Here is a 21,285-nt window from a genome sequence, read left to right as displayed (position 1 = left end):
AAATTTAGTACCCTTTTAACGGAGAATCGATTAAAATAATTTTAGCTTGTATTTATATAGGAAGATAGGGGATATGACTGTGGATTTCATGTTAATATTGAAAGCAGTTTTATTAGGGATTGTAGAAGGTTTAACTGAATTTGCCCCGGTATCATCTACTGGACATATGATTATTGTAGATGATGTGTGGCTAAAGTCAGAGGATTTTTTAACGAAGTATGTGGCGAATACGTTTAAAGTGGTAATTCAACTAGGGTCAATAACGGCAGTAATCGTAATATTTAAAGAAAGATTTATTGAAATGCTGGGCCTTAGAAGAAATAAAACTTACAAGGCAAACGAGAACAAACTTAAATTAACGCAGGTGATTGTCGGATTAATTCCTGCTGGGATTTTAGGTGTATTATTCGAGGATTACATTGATGAATATTTGTTTTCTACATCTACAGTATTAATTGGTCTATTTATCGGAGCAATCTTCATGATTATAGCTGATCGCTTTCGTCCTAAAAAGACCATTGTCGAAAGTGTTGATCAGATCACTTATAAACAAGCCTTCACCGTTGGACTAATACAATGTTTATCATTATGGCCTGGCTTTTCTAGGTCGGGGTCAACGATTTCTGGTGGCGTATTGCTTGGGATGAGTCACCGTGCTGCTGCCGATTTCACGTTTATTATGGCAGTCCCTATTATGGCTGGGGCTAGTTTTCTCTCGTTAGTAAAGAACTGGGAATACTTCAATCTAGAAGTTTGGCCGTTTTTCCTTGCTGGGTTCATTAGCGCCTTTATTGTTGCGTTAATTTCAATTCGATTTTTCTTGAAATTAATTAATCGTATTAAACTTGTGCCATTCGCCATTTATCGAATTGTCTTATGTATTATTATCTATATTGTATATTTTTAATTAATGAAGCTGTGCTATTATGTAGTACAGCTTATTTAGTTCTCTGTGTCAGGTCGATAACCTCGCTGTAGGTCATGAATGCTTAGGTCGAAATCCATTTGTAGGTGTGGGTAGTCTTGAAAGTTATGCCAATCTCCGCCCCATTCAAACCCTAACTGCTTCGCGCGCTCTACAACTTCTGTCCAATCTGCTGTACCGTTGTTATTGCCATCATAATCGATATCCCAAATAACGTCGCCGTTTTCTAAACGGATAGCAAAGTCGATCGCCAGGCCATAATTATGGTACGATTCTCCACCTTGGGCATAGGTAACGATATTACCTGGCGCTGTTCGGCCAAGCGCATAGAGCTCTTTTTGCTCCTCCGTTGTACGAAAACCATCGGTAATAATGATCGATACCCCAATCTGTTCTACTGCTTCGATGAGAGCATCTTTTTTGTCTTCAACCACAGGGTGTAGCTGTGATGGCATTGGTACATTTTCCAAACGCTTATATTCTTTATATTGGTAAACGGCAAAGCTAATCATTGCTATCGTAATCGCTATCCATATTAATGTGCCGAGTAATCTTTGGAATTTCAATTATTATTTCCTCACTTTCCCCCATAAAAAAGAGGCTGATAAAATGAGGATAACATAGTTTTTGGTAAAATTGTTCCAAAATAATGGAGCCAAAAAGAGGATAAAAATATAGAGGTGCCTGTGATCAGAAGGTCTAAAGGATCACAGGACTAGCTCATTTGTTCCTTGTTGTTTTGTTGGATTAATTCTAGCTCTATAACATGGTCGAGCTTTTTTATTTTCTCTAAAGCGGTAGTGTGTTCAATCGATCGATAGTGATGTGCGCCGCCGGGCTGTTCATCTGCTTCGTCAGCAAGAGAAACAATCCGTTGTAGAGGATTGAGATGTAAGTTGCCATCAGGCAAATAAGAATCGGTGTGTAGTAAAATAGCTAGCGCAATTGCTTTTGCTGCTTGCGGTTCTTCGCCTAAACGTACTAACAGTTTGTGAGCTCTAGCTGCCCCTTTTATCGGGTGGATATCATTTTCTTTATATAGCTGGTAATCCCATTTACCGTCTCGGTACCAGTTGTAGTGTCCGATATCGTGTAACAAAGCAGCTTTTGTCGCTAAATCTGGACAAACATCTGAGTCTATCGCAATTTTATAAGCATGCTCAGCTACAGCAACTGCATGTGCAATGCCAGAACGCCCTAAGTACTTTTGTGCGATAGGGTGTACAAATATTTCTTCTAATGTCACATTGCGCATGGATCATCCTCCTTTTTGTTGGCGCGGTAAAAAAGTATATTGCTAAATACAATACCATAAATTAAATATAAAATCAATCAAAGTGATTGAATTGCGGCACCAAAAATTCTTCTGTTACCATAATATTTCCGTGATCCTAACTTTTCAAACTGTCATTTTCTCTTCTGCTATATTATTCACAAACAAGTAAAATGTTCAGTTGACAAGTAAAATCGGTACTCCAAACATTCAAATTGCAGGTCAGCAAACCTCTAAATCGGATCGGGATAAGATAAGAGCATAAAGAGACAATAAGACTAGAGTCTATATGTCGAGGTGTTATTTATGGATATTAAAGGTTATGAGTTAATAGAAATGGGAAAAGATAATTATTCTCTAATCGTCTATTTGGATCCACAAATGACGGAGTTTGCAGCGGAACTAGATGGTGCATCCAAAAAGAAAAAAGATCTGCAACTACAAATTAACGAACTTGTTCGATCAAGGTTCCCTGCTAAAAAAATTAGTGTAGTAAAAGTAATGGTAGGATCTTTGATGGTTGCTACCTTGTACATGGGTGCAGCACCGGCAATCGCTAGCGCCCAAACAAATACGATACAAACACAAAAGGTAACGGAATCTGATGTTTATGTTGTTCAGTCGGGTGATAGTTTATCTGTTATAGCAAAACGTTTTGACATTTCCGTCTCATCATTAAAAACAGTAAATAATTTAACATCTGATAATATTTATATAGGTCAACGGCTAAGTCTGCCTTTTATTACTTATACGATCGTATCCGGTGATAGTCTCTCTGTGATAGCGAAAAGAAACAATACTACTACTGATTCAATCCGAGCATATAATCAATTGACAAGCGATACCATATACGTAGGCCAGAAACTAAAAATTCCTATAGCTGCAGCCCCTACGGTACCGGCGTCAGAACAGAGGCCGAGCGAGGAGAGTAACACGACGTATAAAGTGAACTCAGGTGATTCGTTATCAGTAATTGCGAAGCGACTGAATACGACTGTTGAAACGATTCGGTCTTTGAATAACTTAACAACAGATATGATTTATGTTGGACAAGCATTAAAGATTCCTGGCAATCAACAAACGGAGCCAGTTCAAAAATCTGAACCTGAAATTCCTTCTACTCCAACGGAAACTACAAATGACACCCTTAGTTATGTCATTGTAAGTGGAGATTCACTTTCTGTGATTGCTAATCGTTTTAACACAGCCGTCGACCAAATTAGATCGTTAAATAATTTAACAACAGACATGATTTATGTAGGACAGGTTTTAAACATCCCGCAAAAAAAAAGCGAAAGAGTTCAAGAACCATCAACTGAAACTTCAACCTATACGGTTGTGCGTGGCGATAGTTTATCACTAATTGCTAAAACGCACATGACAACGGTTAATGCTATAAAATCGTCAAACAATTTAACAACAAATATGATCTATGTAGGTCAGGTTTTAACAATACCTAAAAGAGAAACAATCATCCAGCCGCCTGCAGATCAGACTGCTCCTCCTGTTCCAGTTTTAGAGCAGCAAGACAGAATAACAAACGCTAATCAATCGGAGTTTGTAGTAAAGGGTAGAACCGAAGCGGGTGCAACAGTAACTATATCGATAACAGACGGTGTTTCCCCTGCATTAACCTACAACTTAAAAGCTGATGCGGATGGAAGTTTTCTGCAACATGTGGATCTTACTGCTTTACGGGACGGAACAGTTACCATTACCACCTCTGCAACGGATGCTGCTGGAAATAAAAGTGGTGATGGACAACTAATGCTAAAAAAAGATACACAGACTCAAGAACCTGCTATAGAACATAGTAAAATCATAAACCAACAAGCAGCTCCAGCATTTTTAATTACGGGTACTGTTGAAACAGCGGCTACAGTATCGATTGTTACTTCTGATAATGAAGGTGTCAATATCGAAAAAGAAGTACTAGCTAATGAACATGGGGAGTTTAGTGCTTTTATCAATACGACGACACTCAATGACGGAGAAATTAGCATTACAATCAAGGCGATGGATTCCGCTGGTAATGAAAGTGAACAGGTAAACACAACTGCTATCAAGGATACAACCATTATGCAACCAGAGTTAGCTGAATTAACTACTATAAGTAGTTCTAATGCTAGCTCATACACGATTACAGGGATAACGGAGTCGGATGCGAATGTAATTATCCGTGCAACAGATTCTGTTAATGGATCGATCATTTCCGAAACAAAGAGTAGTGCTTCCGGAAAATTTGGTAAACCAGTGAACATGACTGCTCTTAATGATGGTCCGATCACCGTTACCGTTACAGCGATTGATAAAAGTGGAAATGAAAGTAGCAAAACACAAGCTAGGGTAGTGAAAGATACGGTTGTAGGAGAGCCGATTATTGATCATAGAGAGCAAATTACCCTCGAAAATGTTAATCGTTATACTATCTTTGGTTTATCAGAGCCTGGGGATGAGGTTGAAATCATTATTGCTGACGGGTTGAATCCTAGCTTAACGGCGGAAACAAGCACAAATGAAAATGGGGAGTTTCAAGCAAACTTTGATTTGCGACAATTACAAGATGGCAAATTAACTGTAACTACTCGGGCAACAGACAATGCAGGAAACCGAAGTGCTGCGAGTCAAACTACCATAGTGAAAGAAACAAGCTTGGAAGCTCCAGTAATAAAAAATACAGATAGTATCAATTATCGTAACCAAAAAAGTTATCGTGTTGTTGGAAATGCCCATCCAGATTCCACAGTGGATATAATAGTCTCCGATGGAATTGAACAAGACGTTTTAGCTACAACAACAGCAAATGATGTTGGGGAATTTAATCTAGAGATTGACCTTGGTAGCTTGCATAACACGTATGTAACCATCCGAGCAACCCAAACAAGTCCATCAGGAATCGTGAGTGACCAAGGAGAAGTGCAATTACTTAAGGATGCAATTGTTCCAGTTGCGCCAACACTAGGCAATAACAATTTTATTAATAAAGATAACGAAGCAGAATATAGGTTAATTGGTGAGGCTGAGCCAGATTCAGAAGTGAACGTGAAAATAGCTAATGTGGACGGTGAACCCATCATCGTGAATGATAAGGCAGATGCGAGTGGAAGCTATCAGTTTTCGGTTGATCTCACTTCACTACATGATGGCGATGTCCGATTCGAAGTGACCCAAGCAGATGAAGCCGGAAATGTAAGTCCTAGCATGACGAAAACATTAGTAAAAGATACGGTCGCACCTACAAAAATTGCTTTAATTAGTACACCGAATATATATAAAGGAAATCAAGACAATTACACGTTAACAGGTAAATCTGAACCAAATATAAAAATCGAAGTACTTTTAACAGATGGTGAAAAAGAAATTAGAGAATCTGTTACTTCAAATAACCAAGGGGTATTCGAGTATACAACTGATACAAGTTTTTTTCGTGACGGCGAAATTAACCTTTCGTTTGTAGCAACAGATGCAGCAGGAAATGAGGCGGCACCACAATCAAAACAAGTTGTAAAGGATACATCTGCACCAACAGAAGCTATATTGAAGGTGTCAGATTATATGAATAGCAGTAATGTTCAAGACTATTCTATCTTAGGCACGGATGTTGAAGAAGGGGCACAAGTACGGATAACCGTTAACGATGGAAATACACAAATAACAAAAAACTCACAAGTAACTAGTCGGACTTTTGAAAGAAGCTTTGATTTAACACCCTTAGAAGACGGGTTAATTACGATAGAGGTTGAACAAACAGACCGTTTTGGAAATAAAAGTATTGTGCAAACTTCTACAGTTGAGAAAGATACAATTGTAGAAAATCCAGTGGTCACGAAAAATGGTTTTCGTGTGGAGAATGGCAACACCATTTACACAGCCATCGGTGTTGCAGAAGCGAATGCGACGGTGAAAGTTGCAGTGGAGAATGGACCTGTCATAAGTGAGATTGCGGAAGCGAATGGTTTCTTTTCAATTGATGTTAACATTGATGAATTCGCGACACCAGAGGAACTAGCTATAACAATAATACAAACAGACCAAGCAGGTAATGAAAGTGAGACATTAGCAGTGCAATTAAACATATACACTGTCACTTCCGGTGATACACTTTACACGATTGCAAAGCGGTATAATACAACGGTTGATGCAATAATGTCGCTCAACAATCTTTCAAGCGAAGAGCTTGAGATAAATCAAACATTGCGGCTTCCGGCTATGGCTAGCGAGGTGATTAATCTCGGCTACCTATACTTCGGTAATACAAACGAGTATGTGAACACGGTGAAGCAAACAAATCTTTCCATGAACGTTGTTTCACCTAGTTATTTTGACATTAATCCAGATGGTACGTTAAAGCTAACCTATCAAGTTGATTTGCAATTTGTTGAAGAAATGCATCAACAAGGTCTCCGTGTAGTACCTTTCTTAAGTAATCATTGGAACCGTGATGTAGGTAGGGCAATGCTTGCCAATAAGGAACTCGCAGCACAGCAAATAGCTGACGCAATCGAACGGTTTAATCTTGATGGAGTAAATGTAGATATTGAAAATATTACAGATGAAGATCGTGACGATTTTACTGCATTTGTCCGTCTATTACGGCAAAAAGTCCCTTCTACAAAAGACGTATCCGTTGCGGTTGCTGCCAATCCAAACGGATGGACGCAAGGTTGGCATGGTGCATACGACTATACAAACTTAGGAAAGTATGCGGACTATTTGATGATCATGAGTTATGACGAAAGCTTTCCGGGTGGAGAGGCCGGACCAGTCGCTAGTTATGGCTGGGTAGAAAGATCAATTCAATATGCGATAGATCAGCAGGTTGCGTTGGATAAGATTGTGGTTGGTGTCGCTCACTATGGACGTTACTGGATGGAAGGGTCAGGCTATGGAGGGTATGGTATTTCCAATGCACAAGTTGAAAAGTTGATAACAACATATAATGGGACAGTTGTTTTTGATGAAATTAGTAAAACACCGAAAGCGACTATTACCATTGACCCAGATGATCCAATAACATTCGTAGCAGGCTCTTCCTTATCACCTGGTACGTATACGATATGGTTTGAAAATGAACAATCAATTCGACAAAAGCTTAATCTTGTAAGTGAATACGATATTCGTGGGGTGGGAAATTGGAGCTTAGGTCAAGAAAACAAAGCCGTTTGGAATAGCTACGCAACAACACTACCTTCTACTGTTCCTGTTGTATCCCCTGTATATCAGGAGCAGGAAATACAGAGTTACGAAACATACACGGTAGTGAGTGGTGACAGCTTATGGGAAATTGCGGACCGGAATCGAACAACCGTTAGCAACTTGAAAGCGATCAATGGTTTATTATCAGATAACATTTATGTTGGTCAAAAGTTAAAAGTTCCAGCTATACATGAACCAACTATACCTGAAGAAACACAGGAACCATTGTTAACCACATATAAAGTTGTGTCAGGTGACTCTTTATCAAAAATCGCCCTGAACTATAATACAACTTTAAATGCTATTAAAGAGGCAAACAATTTAACAGGAGATATGATTTATATTGGTCAAACGTTGACAATACCGAAATAGTAAATGTTAAAAGAGCATAGCATCTGCTATGCTCTTTGCGTTTTCTACATATTTATAACGTGCAACCTGTTTTAGAAAGAAAAATTTTTAGAAAATAACAAATACATTGAACTATTTTCAATAAACTATTATAGTTGTTAGAAAGAGTGACAGGGGGTAATAAAAATGAAGAAGGATTTACGTATTAAAAGTCATGTTTTTGATGACACAAAAAGAGCACCAAACCGGGCTATGTTAAGGGCGGTTGGTGTAACTGATGAAGATTTTAAAAAACCGATGATTGGTATTGCAAGTACTTGGAGTGAAGTGACTCCTTGTAACATTCATATTCATGACCTAGCGGTTAAAGCAAAAGACGGGGCTAGACAAGCTGGTGGCGTACCGATGATTTTTAACACGATTACTGTTTCTGATGGTATTTCAATGGGTACTTCTGGCATGCGTTATTCGCTGCCGAGCCGTGATATTATTGCTGATTCGATTGAAACGGTTGTTGGAGCCGAAAATTTGGACGGGTATGTCGCAATTGGCGGCTGTGATAAAAATATTCCTGGCTGTTTAATTTCAATCGCACGTTCTGATGTGCCTGCAGTATTTGTTTATGGTGGAACGATCGCACCGGGACATCGCAATGGTGAAAAGCTTGACATCGTTTCTGTATTTGAAGGGGTAGGAAAGCACAACAATGGTGACATCAGTGATGATGAATTGCATGGTATTGAGTGTCTAGCATGCCCTGGTTCTGGATCATGTGGTGGTATGTACACAGCGAACACGATGGCGACTGCTGTTGAAGCGTTAGGTATGAGTTTACCAGGAAGTTCTTCTAACCCTGCTGAATCAACAGACAAGCTAGCTGATTGTTATCGTGCGGGTGAAACGGTTTATAAATTATTAGAAAAAGGCATTTATCCAAAAGACATTATGACGAAAGAAGCTTTTGAAAATGCCATTACTGTCGTGATGGCTTTAGGTGGTTCAACAAATGCTGTATTACACCTACTAGCGATTGCGCACTCTGCAGAAGTAGATGTAACAATTGATGATTTCAATCGCATCCAAAAGAAAGTGCCACACCTAGCAGATCTGAAGCCTAGTGGTAAATATGTTATGGAAGATCTTTATAACATTGGCGGTGTTCCTGCGGTAATGAAATTACTTTTAGAAGCGGGATATTTACACGGAGACTGTTTAACAGTAACAGGTAAAACAATTGCTGAGAACTTAGCAGATGCACCTTCTTTACAAGAGGGGCAAGAGATTATTATGCCGTTTGATAATCCAAAACGTAAAGATGGCCCACTTATTATTTTGAAGGGTAATCTTGCGCCAAGTGGTGCAGTAGCCAAAGTATCTGGTGTTAAGGTAAACCGACATACAGGACCTGCTAGAGTATACGATACAGAAGATGAAGCAACTAATGCGGTAATTAATAATGAAATTAATGAAGGTGATGTGTTAGTTATTCGTCAAGTAGGACCTAAAGGCGGACCAGGAATGCCAGAAATGCTTTCGATTTCAGCTATCCTAGTTGGTAAAGGTTTAGGTGAAAAGGTTGCCTTATTAACAGATGGGCGTTTTTCTGGTGGTACACACGGATTAGTAGTTGGTCATATTGCTCCAGAAGCACAAGTCGGTGGACCAATCGGTTTGTTACAAGAAGGAGATATGGTAACGATTGATTCTGATTTGCAAGAAATATCAATGGACGTAACAGAAGAAGTGTTAGAAGAAAGACGTAAAAACTGGAAAGCGAAACCGCTTGAAAAACGAGGAATTCTAGGCAAGTATGCACATAATGTATCTTGTTCATCTAAAGGTGCAGTAACAGATCACTTTTAATTAAAATTTAAAATACCCCCCTCCTTTTAGCTGACGCTAGAAGAGGGGGGTATTTTATTGCTGTTTAATCGCTCCTTCGACAGGATAAAGCGATAAATCAATCTCTGTTTCCTGCTCGAGTGCTAATTTAGCTAACTGTTCTCCTAAATATGGCCCCATCGTTAATCCTGATGCTCCGAGACCATTAGCGGTCAATAATCCTTGCCATCCAGGAACCGTCCCGATAACAGGCAAGAAACCAGGTGTAAACGGTCGAAATCCAACACGTGCTTCTACTAATGTACTATTTGCTAATCCAGGGGCAACACCTAGGCTTTTTTCGATAATTTCGTGTATTCCTGCAGGTGTAACTCGGCTATCAAAGCCTGATTCATTTTCATGGGTGGAGCCTATCACAATCCGATTATTTTCAAAAGCTAATAAATAATGATTGCTAGGTGGCATAACGACAGGCCATAAGCTCGTATCGGTATCCGGCAGATGTAAGTGCAGTATCTGAGCTTTCTGTGGTTCTACAGCAAAGTTAATTCCTAATGGCTCAAATAACTGTTTTGCCCATGCTCCGGCAGTTACAATCACTTTTTCAGCATAAATCAACTCATTATTAACTGAGATTCCGATTACTTTATTGTTTTTTGTTTCAATTTTTGCACTTCCATTTATGATTGTAGCTCCGTGTTTTTTTGCGAACCGATGTAGTGCCTCTCGTAATAAGCGACCATCAACACGTGCGGCACCACTAACATGAACAGATTCGTACCCTTCTGCAAGAGGGGGGAACAACTTTTTCGTTTGCTCGGCGTTTAATCTCGTGATCTCGCCAATCTCAGGTGCATCTTCTCTCCGTTTCTTTGCACGTGCTTCCATTTGATCTAGTTTATTGGTATCTTTGTTGATGCTAATGGCACCAACTCTCAGGTAGCCGGTATTTTCTTCGCCGTCTGCTTCCAGCTCAGCAATCAAGGATGGATAGTAACGAGCTCCCCCTTTAGCTAATTGGTACCAAGCTTTATTTCGGCGCTGGGACAACCAGGGGCAAACAATCCCCGCACCAGCATCAGTTGCTTGTCCTTCATCTTTCCGATCTACCAGGGTTACCTCGACACCTGCTTTAGCTAAGTGATAGGTCGTAGAAGCGCCTAATATACCACCGCCAATAACAATTACTTTCATGAATGTTCATCCTCTACTTCAATAGACATATCAATTTGATCTAACTACACATTAAGAAAAATCACTAATAAAAGCAAATATAGGGGAAGGGTGTATTAGCTAAACCTCCTCGGAATAAACATGAAAAATAATTGTATTCCATCAGTTTCAATTTGTGCTATAATATAGCATAATCTTTAGAAAATTTGAAAAAGATAAAAAACAGGGGGTAAGAATGTGAAAAGAAAGTGGCTTATTTTTCTAGTAGTTGGACTTATATTTGTACTAGCAGCGTGTGGATCGAATGATGAAACATATACAATTGGTGCTTCTCAATTCGTCGAGCATCCATCCCTTGATGCAGCATACGGAGGGTTTCAAGAAGCAATTGCTGATGCAGGCTTAGAAGTTGAATATGACCTGCAAAGCGCGCAAGCAGATCAAAATAACACGATTCCGATTGCACAAAACTTTGTAGCTGATGGTGTAGATTTAATTTTTGCTAACGCAACTCCAAGTGCACAAGGTGCTTTACAAGCGACAGAAGATGCGAAAGATATCCCGGTTATTTTTACTTCTGTAACAGATGCCGTCGGATCTGAGCTAGTAGAAGCAATGGACCAACCAGGTGAAAATATTACAGGTGTAGTTGATTTACATCCTGATGCTATTAAAAATACAATAACGTTTATTGATCAATATTTCGAAGGTTCTACAGTCGGTGTAATTTACAATTCTGGAGAGCAAAATTCTGTAGCACAAATTGATGCGGTAAAAGCGGAGATTGAAGGAACAAGCTTAAGCATTGTTGAACGTACCGTGGCAACATCTGCTGATGTGCAACAAGCAGCAAATACACTAGTCGGAGAAGCAGATGTGTTTTATATTGTAACAGACAATACAGTTGTTTCTGCTTTAGAAAGTGTTATCTCCGTAGCGAATGAGCAGGACATTCCTTTAGTTGTTGGTGAAGGAGAATCCTTAGCCAAAGGTGGGTTTGTTACATATGGCATTGATTACCACACGATTGGTTATCGTGCTGGTGAAATGGCAGTAGAAGTGCTAACGGGTGAAAAGACTACGGCAGATATTCCTGTAGAAATACCACCTAGTATGCAGTTATTTATAAACAAAACAGCAGCAGAAGAGCAAGCAATCGAGTGGAATGATGAATGGGATGATATTGCTCAGTTCGTCGAAACAAGCGAAGAGTAAAGAAAATAAACCGACATATGGCCGAGTGGGCTTATCTGTCGGTTTTCTTTTCTACATTAGAAGGAGAGAGCACGATGTTAGATTCAATGTTTTATTCAATGTTTGGTGCGTTTGAATCTGGGGTTATTTATGCAATTATGGCTCTTGGGGTTTATTTATCGTTTAGAATTTTAGATTTCCCAGATTTGACGGTAGACGGCAGCTTTGTCACAGGAGCAGCTGTTGTGGGAATTTCGATTATTAATGGTGTGCCGACAATCATCGCAACTTTATTAGCTGCTCTTGCGGGTTTTTTAGCAGGGAGTATCACAGGAATTCTAAATACTAAAGGTAAAATAAACCCTTTGTTATCAGGTATTATTATGATGATTGCCTTGTATTCCATTAACCTAAGGATAATGGGGCAGCCAAACCTATCGATATTTAATGAATCAACGGTGTTTAGTCAGTTTGAAGCATGGTGGGGTCCAATAGGTATAGATCAAATGCTAAATGAATTAATACAAAGTATCGGGATAGAACGTGTACCTGGTACGTGGTCTTTATTATTTATTATGATCATCGTAACGATTGTAATCAAGCTGTTATCGGACTATTTCTTAAAGACAGAGGTTGGGCTGGCGTTGCGTGCAACAGGTGATAACGAAAAAATGATTCGTAGCTTTTCTGCTAATACAGATAATTTGAAAATTATCGGATTAGGTATTTCTAACGGATTAGTTGCTTTGGCAGGCGCATTTTTTGCTCAATACGGTGGCTTTGCTGATGTTGGGATGGGAATCGGTATGATTATCATCGGACTCGCTTCTGTGATAATTGGTGAAGCGTTGGTTGGGACAAAAACAATTGCTAGAACGACATTAGCTGTAGTGTGTGGCGCGATTATTTACCGTATTGCAGTCACGCTTGCTTTAAAAATTAAATTTCTAGAAGCTGGGGATATGAAATTAATCACAGCTATTCTAGTAATTGCGGCTTTAGTCACGCCGAAGATTATAAGTTCGAGAAAAGAAAAGCTGAAAAAGCAAAGAAAACGAGCGGCGCTTAGTAGCTAAGAATGGAAGGAGGGCTTCCTCGTGCTAAATCTTAAAGATATTTCATTAACCTTTAATGAAGATACTCCTGATGAGAAGCATGCATTGCAAAATATTAATTTAACGCTAGAAAAAGGCGATTTTATTACCGTTATCGGAAGTAATGGAGCTGGAAAATCAACGATGATGAATGTTGTATCTGGTACTTTAACTCCGGACGTTGGTAATGTAGTTATTAATAATAAAGAAGTAACTAATCTACCGGAATATAAGCGTTCAAAATACATTGGTCGTGTATTTCAGGATCCAATGGCTGGAACCGCTCCATCGATGACAATTGAAGAAAATTTGGCGATGGCATTTGCGCGTGATAAAAATAGAAAACTACGAAACGGTGTCACTAAAAAGCGGAAGCAATTATTTCGTGAGTATTTAGAAACCCTTAATCTAGGTTTAGAGGATCGGCTTACAGCAAGAGTAGGATTGTTATCCGGTGGTGAACGACAAGCGTTATCTTTGTTAATGGCGACGTTCACAGAGCCTAGTATATTACTTTTAGATGAGCATACGGCAGCATTAGATCCATCGCGAGCTGAACTAATCACAAATTTAACTGCAGAGATAGTTGAGAAATTCGATTTAACTACACTTATGGTTACACATAACATGCAGCAAGCATTAGATTTGGGTAATCGCCTGATCATGATGGATAAGGGCCAAATAATTTTAGAAGTAGATGGAGAAGCAAAACAAAAGCTTACTGTCGAGAAGCTGTTACATGAATTCAAGCAGATTCGAGGTAAACAGCTGGAAAACGATCGAGCTATTTTAGGATAATAAGTGCAATAAATCACCGATCTATATCTTATAGACGGTGATTTTTTGTAAGAAAGCTGTTTTCCACATCGTAGGATAGTCTCCGTTCCGATTCGGTTATGTAGCAGAGGTCTGTTGCCGGGCGGGGCGACGAGTCGCTTGACGGCCTCCATTGCCTTTATCTGTGACAAAATAGGCATCGTTAGAATTGAGCGGCCAACAGCGCACTTATTTTACTGATTTTATTGGTTAAGTAGGTTGTTATTGGTAAATAAGTGCTGTGGTGGCCGTCAAATCATCAGAACTGAAATTTTAGGCGTAATAAGTGCTTGTTTGGCCGCTTAAGCCTGAATGTTTACACTTTGCCGCGTTTAAGAGAAAGTACTTCTATTGCAGGGATTAATCAATAGATACACCAATGTCGTGACAAGTTCGCTATAGACAGTTACCACTGACCCACGCGGAAACGGCGTATTATTTCTACGGCGCCGAATTAGCCTCCACTTATTAGGTAAGAATTCAATTCAATTTTTAAAGCACAAAAATTACGAAAAGAGCCTATAAGTAAGACGTTAGCCCTTCTTATAAAAATTTAATTAAAAAATAGTTAAACCTATCCCTATTCTTGTTAGAATGTGTTACAATGTTAGAACATTAAAAATCGTAATTATCTGATTTTTCATAAAATTAAAAAGTAAAGGTGGGGGATGGATAGTGAAGTACGGTTTTTCGAAGCGCGTCCGCTATTTGAAGTCGTCAGCTGTCCGTGACATTTTAAAGGTTGTTAACAAAGGTGATGTGATCTCATTTGCTGGTGGATTGCCGGATGAAAATTTATTTCCAGTAGATGCTATTCGCCGGGCGTTTGATCAGGCCTTAACATCCGATAGAAAGAACTTGCAGTATGGGGAGACGGAAGGGGTAATGGAGTTACGAGAAAGGCTCGCTAGTAGGATGGCTACTAAGGGTATACATCGTAGTCCGGATGACATTTTAGTAACATCAGGTTCACAGCAGGCAATCGATTTATTTTCAAGAATAATGTTTAATCGTGGGGATGTTATCTTAACGGAGAATCCAACCTATCTAGCTGCTTTACAAGTGTTTGAGTCTTATGAGGCAAATATTATAGCAGTCGATTCAGATGATGATGGCATGCTTGAGGAAGATCTCGAAGATAAGATTGTGAGATTAAAGCCAAAATGTATTTATGTTGTTCCTACCTATTCTAATCCTGGTGGTAAGGTATGGTCATTGGAACGCAGGAAGAAACTGCTTGAACTAGCGGATAAATATCATGTTGTCATTTTTGAAGATGATCCTTACGGTGAGATTCAGTTTGATGAAAACGAATCACCACCTTCGATTGCTTCCATGGATAATAATCGGTTGGTACTGTATACAAGTACATTTTCAAAAACAGTGGTTCCTGCGATGCGAATTGGTTGGATCGTAGGACCGCATCAAATCATTCGCTTAATGGCTCAAGCTAAGCAAGCTTCAGACCTGCATACGAATTCAATTAGTCAGCATGCATTGATTCATCTATTGAAGGATTTTGATTTTGATGGTCATATTACAACACTAAGAAAAACGTATTTAGAGCGAATGAACATGATGAAATCTCTGTTAGATAGTGTAGAAGGGAATCAAATAAAGTATCAGATTCCCAAGGGTGGCATGTTCTTGTGGGTAAATATGCCTGAGCATGTTAACACAACGGAGCTATTATCGACCGCTGTAGATCGCGGGGTCGCCTTTGTTCCTGGAGCGCCATTCTATGTATCTAATCCACAGCAAAATACGATGCGCCTAAATTTTACTAATGCAGAACCAGAAAAAATCAAACTAGGAATGGAACGTCTAGTAACCGTTATAAACGAAAGTCAATACGAATTCATCACTTAATATAGTTAGAGTAATATTGTTCTTTCCGAGAATAATATTACTCTTTTTTGTTACTTAAAGAGCCTAGAAAAGAAGGACTTATTATCCTTGGTTTGCTTGGGTTCATCTGATTGCGTAGGTTCCTCTAATAAAATATCTTCTTTATCGACAGCTTCTTTCGCAGTGAATACAATACCAAAGTCAGTGGGGGCTTCTTCATTATAAACTGTAGTGTATGGTATTTTATGCTTTGTTGCTAATTTTTTAAACGGTTTATAATACTGATAACTCAGATCACCATTTAACAAAAGTTTTGCGCTGGAATGTTCCTTCATTAGCGGTCCTAATTCTTGCAAGCCTTGTTTTTTCATCACTTGTCTTTTCGTAAGGCCTAAAATCACACGTTCTCGTATTGTACCTAGAAAAACCTTTCGTTCACCTGGATTAGTGATTCTCGGTCCATAAATCCCTTCCTGTAAATAGTCATCTACTTTTTTACCGCTCATTTTAATCACTCCTTACAGCAGTATTATCTATTATTTAACCGTTGATTTCAATTGGAGCTTTTAGTAAAGTTGGTTGCTTTTAAACTACACACTTGAAGTGAAATCCGTCGTAGTTTGGAGAGTGCTTGCACCGCTCCGGAAAGCGACTGCCTGGAGCGGAAATCAAGAGCACTACGTTACGACGGATTTTGGCTGTTTTGCGCAATAATAAACAGCCTTTCAATTTAAAACATCGATTCTATTTCATTTGAAATTTGTGTGGCATAGCTTGTCTTATGGATTCATAGGATAATATAACTGGCAAAGTTAAGGAGTTGATTACAATAGGTCTCTTCAAAGAATTTCGACAATTCGCTATCAAAGGGAATGCTGCCGATATGGGAATTGGGATGGTTTTAGGAGCTGCCTTTAGCGGTTTAATTGATTCATTCGTATCCGATGTCTTACTACCTCCTGTCGGTATCGTGTTAGCCAAAATGAACTTCTCCAATTTATTCTTTTCCCTTGATGGAAGTTATTATTCATCGCTTTCAGATGCTCAAGAAGCTGGAGCTGCAACTATAAACTACGGTCTCTTCATTACCTCATTTATCAGGTTCATAATTATACTATTTGTAATATTTATCGTGATCCGTCAGATGAACAAATGGAAGCAACCTAATCAACATCCTGGAGTAGCGATGACCAAGAAACCTTGTCCGTATTGCAAATTATCAATCCCGTCCCAAGCAGTCAAATGTCCGAATTGTGGATCTGATTTAGAGATCAGTACGGAGGACCGTTGGGATTATAATCGGAAGCGCCCACAATTAAGGATTAAGTAGTCAGCTAAAAAGTCTAGTTTGATACTTTAAAACTTCATAATTGAAGTAAAATGCGACGTAACGAGGAGGCTCACTAGCCCCCCGCGGAAAGCAAAGTGTATTTCTGGAGCGGGTATTAGCACCATCCAACACGTTACGACGGAGTTTAGCTGTTTTGCGCTTAAGAGCACAGCCAAATTAAAAACGCATGAGAGCGATCATTCCCGCCTCATGCGTTTAAATATATGATTAATCTTCATCTACTGGGTAAACACCGTTCTCATCGTGTACTTCTTTACCAGTTAACGGTGGATTGAATACACAAATCATGCTCATTCCATCTTTCGTGCGCAATAAGTGCTCATCGTGTTTATCTAGTACATATAGATCATCTTTTTTTATAGGCCATACTTTGTTGTCACTAAGTGTAACAACTTCACCTTCGCCTTCAGTAAGGTAAACAGATTCTAGGTGGTTTTGATACCAGATATGTGTTTCCGTACCAGGTTTAATTGTTGTATGGTTTACAGTGTAGCCCATACCATCTTTCTTGAGAAGAAGGCGTCTTGAGACCCAATTTCCTCCATCTACATCTTGCTCAGTTCCTATTACGTCTTTTAGTGAGATTACTTTCATAGTTGATATCCTCCTGTAATAATTATTGCGCTACTGGTTCTTTTACTAAGCTTTTAATACTTTCTTCAATGATGTTAAGACCATTTTTAAGATCTGCTTCATCAATGGTTAGAGCAGGGAACAATTTAAATACTTCGTCTTTTGGTCCGGCAGTCTCCATAATTAATCCAAGTTTAAATGCTTGAGCAGCAATTTTCGGCGCTAGACCGTCTACGTCACAAGCAATTCCAACCATGAATCCTCGACCACGCACTTCACCTTTGATTTCCGGGTAAGTTTCTACAAGGTGTTGTAAAAATTTATAAATAATATCTGATTTGTGTTTGATTTGTTTTTCAAAATTACTATCTTCCCAATAGGTTAATGATGCAGTTGCTGTAACAAAAGCATGATTATTGCCACGGAATGTTCCATTATGCTCACCAGGAGCAAATTTATCAAGTTCAGGGCGAATTAAAGTAATCGCAAGTGGTAAACCATAACCACTTAATGATTTAGACATACAAATAATATCAGGCTTAATACCAGCTTCTTCAAAGCTAAAGAATGTACCTGTACGTCCAACACCGGCTTGCACATCATCAATAATGAGAACAATGCCCCAACGTTTACAAATCGTTTCGATTTTTCTTAACCATTCAAAACGCGCTGCATTAATTCCACCTTCACCCTGTACAGTTTCAATAATCATTGCAGCTGGAATAGCAACACCACTACCGCTATCATCTAAGAAACGCTCAAGGTATTCAAGCGTATCGTGGTTGTCGACATAGTTATCATAAGGCATTGTTACAGTATTCTGTAGAGGAATACCTGCGCCTTTACGTTTCATTGAATTTCCTGTTACAGATAAGGAACCGATTGTCATACCGTGGAAACCGTTCGTAAAACTAATGACATCCGTACGTCCTGTCACCTTACGAGCTAGCTTTAACGCACTTTCAACTGTATTTGTTCCAGTAGGTCCAGGGAACATGATCTTATAATCCATGTTACGTGGCTTAAGAATAACGTCATTAAATTTAGCCATAAACGCTGCTTTAGCTGTAGAGGCCATGTCTAGAGAATGAGTAATGCCATCATCAGAAATATATTCAATTAACTTTGATTTCATTCTAGGATCGTTGTGTCCATAGTTAAGTGCTCCTGCACCTGAAAAGAAATCAATGTATTCAGTTCCTGCTTCATCCCACATTTTGTGTCCTTTGGCCTTTGTAAACACAGTAGGGAAGTTTCTGCAATAACTACGTACCTGTGACTCCAAATTTTCAAAAATGTCCATATTATTTATACTCAAGTATTTTTCCTCCTTAGATTTTTCCGCACCGCATAGTTCACGATGAATATATACCCTTTTATTTTGGGGTTAAACCTTAATTTTTTCTCAAAAAGGTTTTATGTTTATTTGCATTAGGAATCTGCACATAAAAGAATTTGTGCAGATTAATTAAAATGCTATTTTTTAATAGGTCCAACTCGAAAATTTAGTTCTTCTTCATGACCGTCTGTTGGAAACAAGTCTTCAGCAAAACACTCATTCACAACACATTGGGTATCATGATCTCGAGCTAGTCGTTTAAACAATGATTGGGACGCTTTGTTTGATGGAGTAACTGTTGCTTCAATAAAACGAACATCATTACATGCGTCTCGTGTAAGCAACTCATTTATTAGCTTCGTCGCAACACCTTTTCCGCGCTGTGAGGAATCTACTCCTACTTGCCAAACAAAAATAGCGTCATTTCGTTTAGGAGGTATAAAGGCGGTCACAAAACCAACAAGTTTATCATTTTCTTTGGCAACAACACACGTCTCGGCAAAAAACTCAGCCATCATGATGTACTTATACGGTGAGTTTTGATCAAGCGTAGAATTGTTAACTAGTTCCCACATTGCTGCACCATCTTCTACCGTGGGTTTACTTAACGTAATAGTATCTGTTGGTGCAGTTGCAATTTGACTATTAATGATAAATTCTCCCTTCAATTACGTTTTAATATGCTTTTATGTTCCATGTATAATCATAAGTGGCTATCACAAAATGCGCAAACCAGTAATATCTTGATTAAATGGCATTAAACACGATAAGAGAGGATTGAGCGTATTCAACTACAGTAACTTAAATAATGCTACTGTTTTGTTAATAATCCTAACAATGTTTCCTTTTTCAACAATTTATTTGAGTGTAGAAAAGAAGTTGAATCGCTTGATATGAATGGGTTTTCCGGATGTTTACGCAGAAGAAGGGGAAGTTCTTAAGAAAATGGACAAGCAAGAAATTGGCGCTTGTCTGAGGTTTTTGTAGATAAAATAAGGAATTTGTTAATCATAAACAACGAAATTACATATCCTTAGCGACCGCGGTACTATTTAGAAATGAACTGATTTCCAGTAATCCAAAAACGCCAAGGGTAGTCCCTGGCTTCACCTGCATTATCTATACCTATTCTTGGACCAGATGCAATTTCAAAGCTATCTGCATCTAATCGAGGGGCAATCCATAATGGTGGACTGTCTAACTGGTGACCATAATCACCCATCGTGATACCCATGGCCTTTGTTAGTTTTCCAGGTCCATTTGTCCATTGCTGCATCGTTTTTACTTTTTGTCTTCTGTTGCTTATTAGATCAAGATTGAAGAAAGGTTCAACCGAACGGATTAATACCGCTTCGGGTCTATGAACAGGTCCACTTACTACATTAAAGAGGCAATGCGTGTGCATGGAATAGGTATATGTCATTCCAGGTTCACCAAACATTATTTCTGTCCGTTTCGTTCTACGGTTACCGAAACTATGTGCTGCACGATCATCAGGCCCGAGGTAAGCTTCTGTTTCTGTTATAACTCCTGCAGTTGTCCCCTCAGGTGTCTGCTTAATTAGCAAACAGCCAAGGAGAGACTTAGCAAGAATTAATGTAGGTTTTTGATAAAAGGTTTGTAATAGTGGTGGATAGTTAGTTATGTTAATTTCCGTTTCCATGATACGAGCTCCTTTTAGTCAGTATCTTCAGTTTCAATTAATTGCTTAATTTCAACGAGAACTTGTTCAGGGGTTTCTGCAAAGATTTTTTTTCGACCATAGACAGCATATGGGGAAAATGGGCATTCCTCACAGTTATCTAAGCAATGCATTTCAACAATCTCTATATCGTTGTCTTCAGCAAAAGCTTCCACTAAGTCTAATGCTTCGTCATCATAGAATAAATCTAAATTAGTTGCACAAAACTTTATTTTCTTTTTATCTCGACTAAAGATGGAGAAAAAATTGCTCATATAATATCTTCCTTTATAGTAAATATCCAGACGTTAACTTTTAATACACGTTAGACATTTGAATTCTTATATCTTTGTTTCCATTGTAATGGATAAACATCCTGAAGTGAATTAAATGAGATTAGAGTAAAATAAAAAACTCTTTCCCGTAAACTTTGGTGCTTACTAGTGCCATAGTTGAAGTGAAATGCGTCGTAACTTGGAGAGTGCTTGCACCGCTTCGGAAATCCACTTCGCTTTCCGCGGGGGGCTAATGAGCCTCGAACTCATGTTTTCGGGGTCTCGCTTATGCCGCTAGTCCCGCAGGAGTCGAAGTGGATTTCCTCCGCTACTAAGGGGATTGCTCTTCATGTT

The 21,285-nt window shown here is 38.9% G+C and carries 17 protein-coding genes; 8 read left to right on the top strand and 9 right to left on the bottom strand.

The annotated features are described in order from the left end of the window. Nucleotides 1–79 precede the first annotated feature (79 nt). Nucleotides 80–907 carry an undecaprenyl-diphosphate phosphatase gene (locus ACI6MV_RS17125; RefSeq protein ID WP_407271543.1) on the top strand — a complete coding sequence of 276 codons (828 nt, stop codon included), beginning with the start codon at nucleotides 80–82 and terminating at the stop codon, nucleotides 905–907. Nucleotides 908–942: 35 nt separating this feature from the next. Here ACI6MV_RS17125 and ACI6MV_RS17120 read toward each other — a convergent pair whose 3' ends face one another. Together ACI6MV_RS17120 and ACI6MV_RS17115 are read right to left on the bottom strand one after the other, a co-directional pair. Beyond that, nucleotides 943–1,437, bottom strand: a complete 495-nt coding sequence (locus ACI6MV_RS17120; protein ID WP_407271582.1) for a M15 family metallopeptidase — start codon at nucleotides 1,435–1,437, stop codon at nucleotides 943–945. A gap of 203 nt (nucleotides 1,438–1,640) precedes the next feature. Beyond that, complete coding sequence (locus tag ACI6MV_RS17115) at nucleotides 1,641–2,180, bottom strand: HD domain-containing protein (protein ID WP_407271542.1); 540 nt, start codon at nucleotides 2,178–2,180, stop codon at nucleotides 1,641–1,643. A gap of 324 nt (nucleotides 2,181–2,504) precedes the next feature. Here ACI6MV_RS17115 and ACI6MV_RS17110 point away from each other — a divergent pair, with 324 nt between their 5' ends. Then, on the top strand, nucleotides 2,505–7,766 hold the full coding sequence (locus ACI6MV_RS17110; protein ID WP_407271541.1) for a LysM peptidoglycan-binding domain-containing protein: 5,262 nt from the start codon (nucleotides 2,505–2,507) through the stop codon (nucleotides 7,764–7,766). 165 nt (nucleotides 7,767–7,931) lie between these two features. Next, nucleotides 7,932–9,608, top strand: coding sequence for a dihydroxy-acid dehydratase (ilvD, locus tag ACI6MV_RS17105; protein ID WP_407271540.1), 1,677 nt, complete (start codon nucleotides 7,932–7,934; stop codon nucleotides 9,606–9,608). 54 nt (nucleotides 9,609–9,662) lie between these two features. Here ilvD and ACI6MV_RS17100 read toward each other — a convergent pair whose 3' ends face one another. Further along, nucleotides 9,663–10,781 (bottom strand): NAD(P)/FAD-dependent oxidoreductase, encoded by a 1,119-nt coding sequence (locus tag ACI6MV_RS17100; protein ID WP_407271539.1) that lies wholly within the window; start codon nucleotides 10,779–10,781, stop codon nucleotides 9,663–9,665. A gap of 216 nt (nucleotides 10,782–10,997) precedes the next feature. Between ACI6MV_RS17100 and ACI6MV_RS17095 the strand changes: the two genes are divergently transcribed. The 4 genes from ACI6MV_RS17095 to ACI6MV_RS17080 all read left to right on the top strand — a co-directional run bounded on the left by ACI6MV_RS17095 (nucleotide 10,998) and on the right by ACI6MV_RS17080 (nucleotide 15,733). Next, nucleotides 10,998–11,975 (top strand): ABC transporter substrate-binding protein, encoded by a 978-nt coding sequence (locus ACI6MV_RS17095; RefSeq protein ID WP_407271538.1) that lies wholly within the window; start codon nucleotides 10,998–11,000, stop codon nucleotides 11,973–11,975. Between the two features lie 86 nt (nucleotides 11,976–12,061). Next, a complete protein-coding gene (locus ACI6MV_RS17090) occupies nucleotides 12,062–13,030 on the top strand; it encodes an ABC transporter permease (protein WP_407271581.1) in 969 nt (322 codons plus the stop codon). A 21-nt stretch (nucleotides 13,031–13,051) separates the two neighbouring features. After that, entirely contained in the window at nucleotides 13,052–13,846 is a 795-nt protein-coding gene (locus ACI6MV_RS17085; RefSeq protein WP_407271537.1) for an ABC transporter ATP-binding protein, read from the top strand. A 693-nt stretch (nucleotides 13,847–14,539) separates the two neighbouring features. Next, on the top strand, nucleotides 14,540–15,733 hold the full coding sequence (locus ACI6MV_RS17080) for an aminotransferase-like domain-containing protein (RefSeq protein WP_407271536.1): 1,194 nt from the start codon (nucleotides 14,540–14,542) through the stop codon (nucleotides 15,731–15,733). 50 nt (nucleotides 15,734–15,783) lie between these two features. Here the strand turns inward: ACI6MV_RS17080 and ACI6MV_RS17075 are convergent, their stop codons facing one another. Continuing rightward, a complete protein-coding gene (locus tag ACI6MV_RS17075) occupies nucleotides 15,784–16,218 on the bottom strand; it encodes a YueI family protein (RefSeq protein WP_407271535.1) in 435 nt (144 codons plus the stop codon). Between the two features lie 314 nt (nucleotides 16,219–16,532). Between ACI6MV_RS17075 and mscL the strand changes: the two genes are divergently transcribed. Continuing rightward, the gene (gene mscL, locus ACI6MV_RS17070; RefSeq protein ID WP_407271534.1) at nucleotides 16,533–17,042 is read left to right on the top strand and encodes a large conductance mechanosensitive channel protein MscL; all 510 of its coding nucleotides are present in this window, start codon (nucleotides 16,533–16,535) and stop codon (nucleotides 17,040–17,042) included. Nucleotides 17,043–17,270: 228 nt separating this feature from the next. Here mscL and ACI6MV_RS17065 read toward each other — a convergent pair whose 3' ends face one another. The 5 genes from ACI6MV_RS17065 to ACI6MV_RS17045 form a co-directional block, all read right to left on the bottom strand. Further along, nucleotides 17,271–17,657 carry an ectoine synthase gene (locus tag ACI6MV_RS17065; RefSeq protein ID WP_407271533.1) on the bottom strand — a complete coding sequence of 129 codons (387 nt, stop codon included), beginning with the start codon at nucleotides 17,655–17,657 and terminating at the stop codon, nucleotides 17,271–17,273. 22 nt (nucleotides 17,658–17,679) lie between these two features. Further along, nucleotides 17,680–18,939 carry a diaminobutyrate--2-oxoglutarate transaminase gene (ectB, locus tag ACI6MV_RS17060; protein WP_407271580.1) on the bottom strand — a complete coding sequence of 420 codons (1,260 nt, stop codon included), beginning with the start codon at nucleotides 18,937–18,939 and terminating at the stop codon, nucleotides 17,680–17,682. 173 nt (nucleotides 18,940–19,112) lie between these two features. Continuing rightward, nucleotides 19,113–19,643, bottom strand: coding sequence for a diaminobutyrate acetyltransferase (gene ectA, locus ACI6MV_RS17055; RefSeq protein ID WP_407271532.1), 531 nt, complete (start codon nucleotides 19,641–19,643; stop codon nucleotides 19,113–19,115). Nucleotides 19,644–20,023: 380 nt separating this feature from the next. Then, entirely contained in the window at nucleotides 20,024–20,638 is a 615-nt protein-coding gene (locus tag ACI6MV_RS17050; RefSeq protein WP_407271531.1) for a DNA-3-methyladenine glycosylase, read from the bottom strand. 14 nt (nucleotides 20,639–20,652) lie between these two features. Then, nucleotides 20,653–20,931 (bottom strand): DUF1450 domain-containing protein, encoded by a 279-nt coding sequence (locus tag ACI6MV_RS17045; protein ID WP_407271530.1) that lies wholly within the window; start codon nucleotides 20,929–20,931, stop codon nucleotides 20,653–20,655. Nucleotides 20,932–21,285: the final 354 nt, after the last annotated feature.

Source organism: Radiobacillus sp. PE A8.2, assembly GCF_045635475.1.
In the GTDB taxonomy this organism is placed as follows: domain Bacteria; phylum Bacillota; class Bacilli; order Bacillales; family Amphibacillaceae; genus JBJGXI01.
This window is presented reverse-complemented; position numbering and strand designations above follow the sequence as displayed.

Coding starts and splice junctions, on each gene's coding strand:
- ACI6MV_RS17115 (WP_407271542.1), bottom strand. CDS start 2,180: ATGCGCAATGTGACATTAGAAGAAATATTTGTACACCCTATCGCACAA.
- ACI6MV_RS17120 (WP_407271582.1), bottom strand. CDS start 1,437: ATGATTAGCTTTGCCGTTTACCAATATAAAGAATATAAGCGTTTGGAA.
- ectB (WP_407271580.1), bottom strand. CDS start 18,939: ATGGACATTTTTGAAAATTTGGAGTCACAGGTACGTAGTTATTGCAGA.
- ilvD (WP_407271540.1), top strand. CDS start 7,932: ATGAAGAAGGATTTACGTATTAAAAGTCATGTTTTTGATGACACAAAA.
- ACI6MV_RS17045 (WP_407271530.1), bottom strand. CDS start 20,931: ATGAGCAATTTTTTCTCCATCTTTAGTCGAGATAAAAAGAAAATAAAG.
- ACI6MV_RS17110 (WP_407271541.1), top strand. CDS start 2,505: ATGGATATTAAAGGTTATGAGTTAATAGAAATGGGAAAAGATAATTAT.
- ACI6MV_RS17075 (WP_407271535.1), bottom strand. CDS start 16,218: ATGAGCGGTAAAAAAGTAGATGACTATTTACAGGAAGGGATTTATGGA.
- ACI6MV_RS17065 (WP_407271533.1), bottom strand. CDS start 17,657: ATGAAAGTAATCTCACTAAAAGACGTAATAGGAACTGAGCAAGATGTA.
- ACI6MV_RS17050 (WP_407271531.1), bottom strand. CDS start 20,638: ATGGAAACGGAAATTAACATAACTAACTATCCACCACTATTACAAACC.
- ACI6MV_RS17100 (WP_407271539.1), bottom strand. CDS start 10,781: ATGAAAGTAATTGTTATTGGCGGTGGTATATTAGGCGCTTCTACGACC.
- ACI6MV_RS17090 (WP_407271581.1), top strand. CDS start 12,062: ATGTTTTATTCAATGTTTGGTGCGTTTGAATCTGGGGTTATTTATGCA.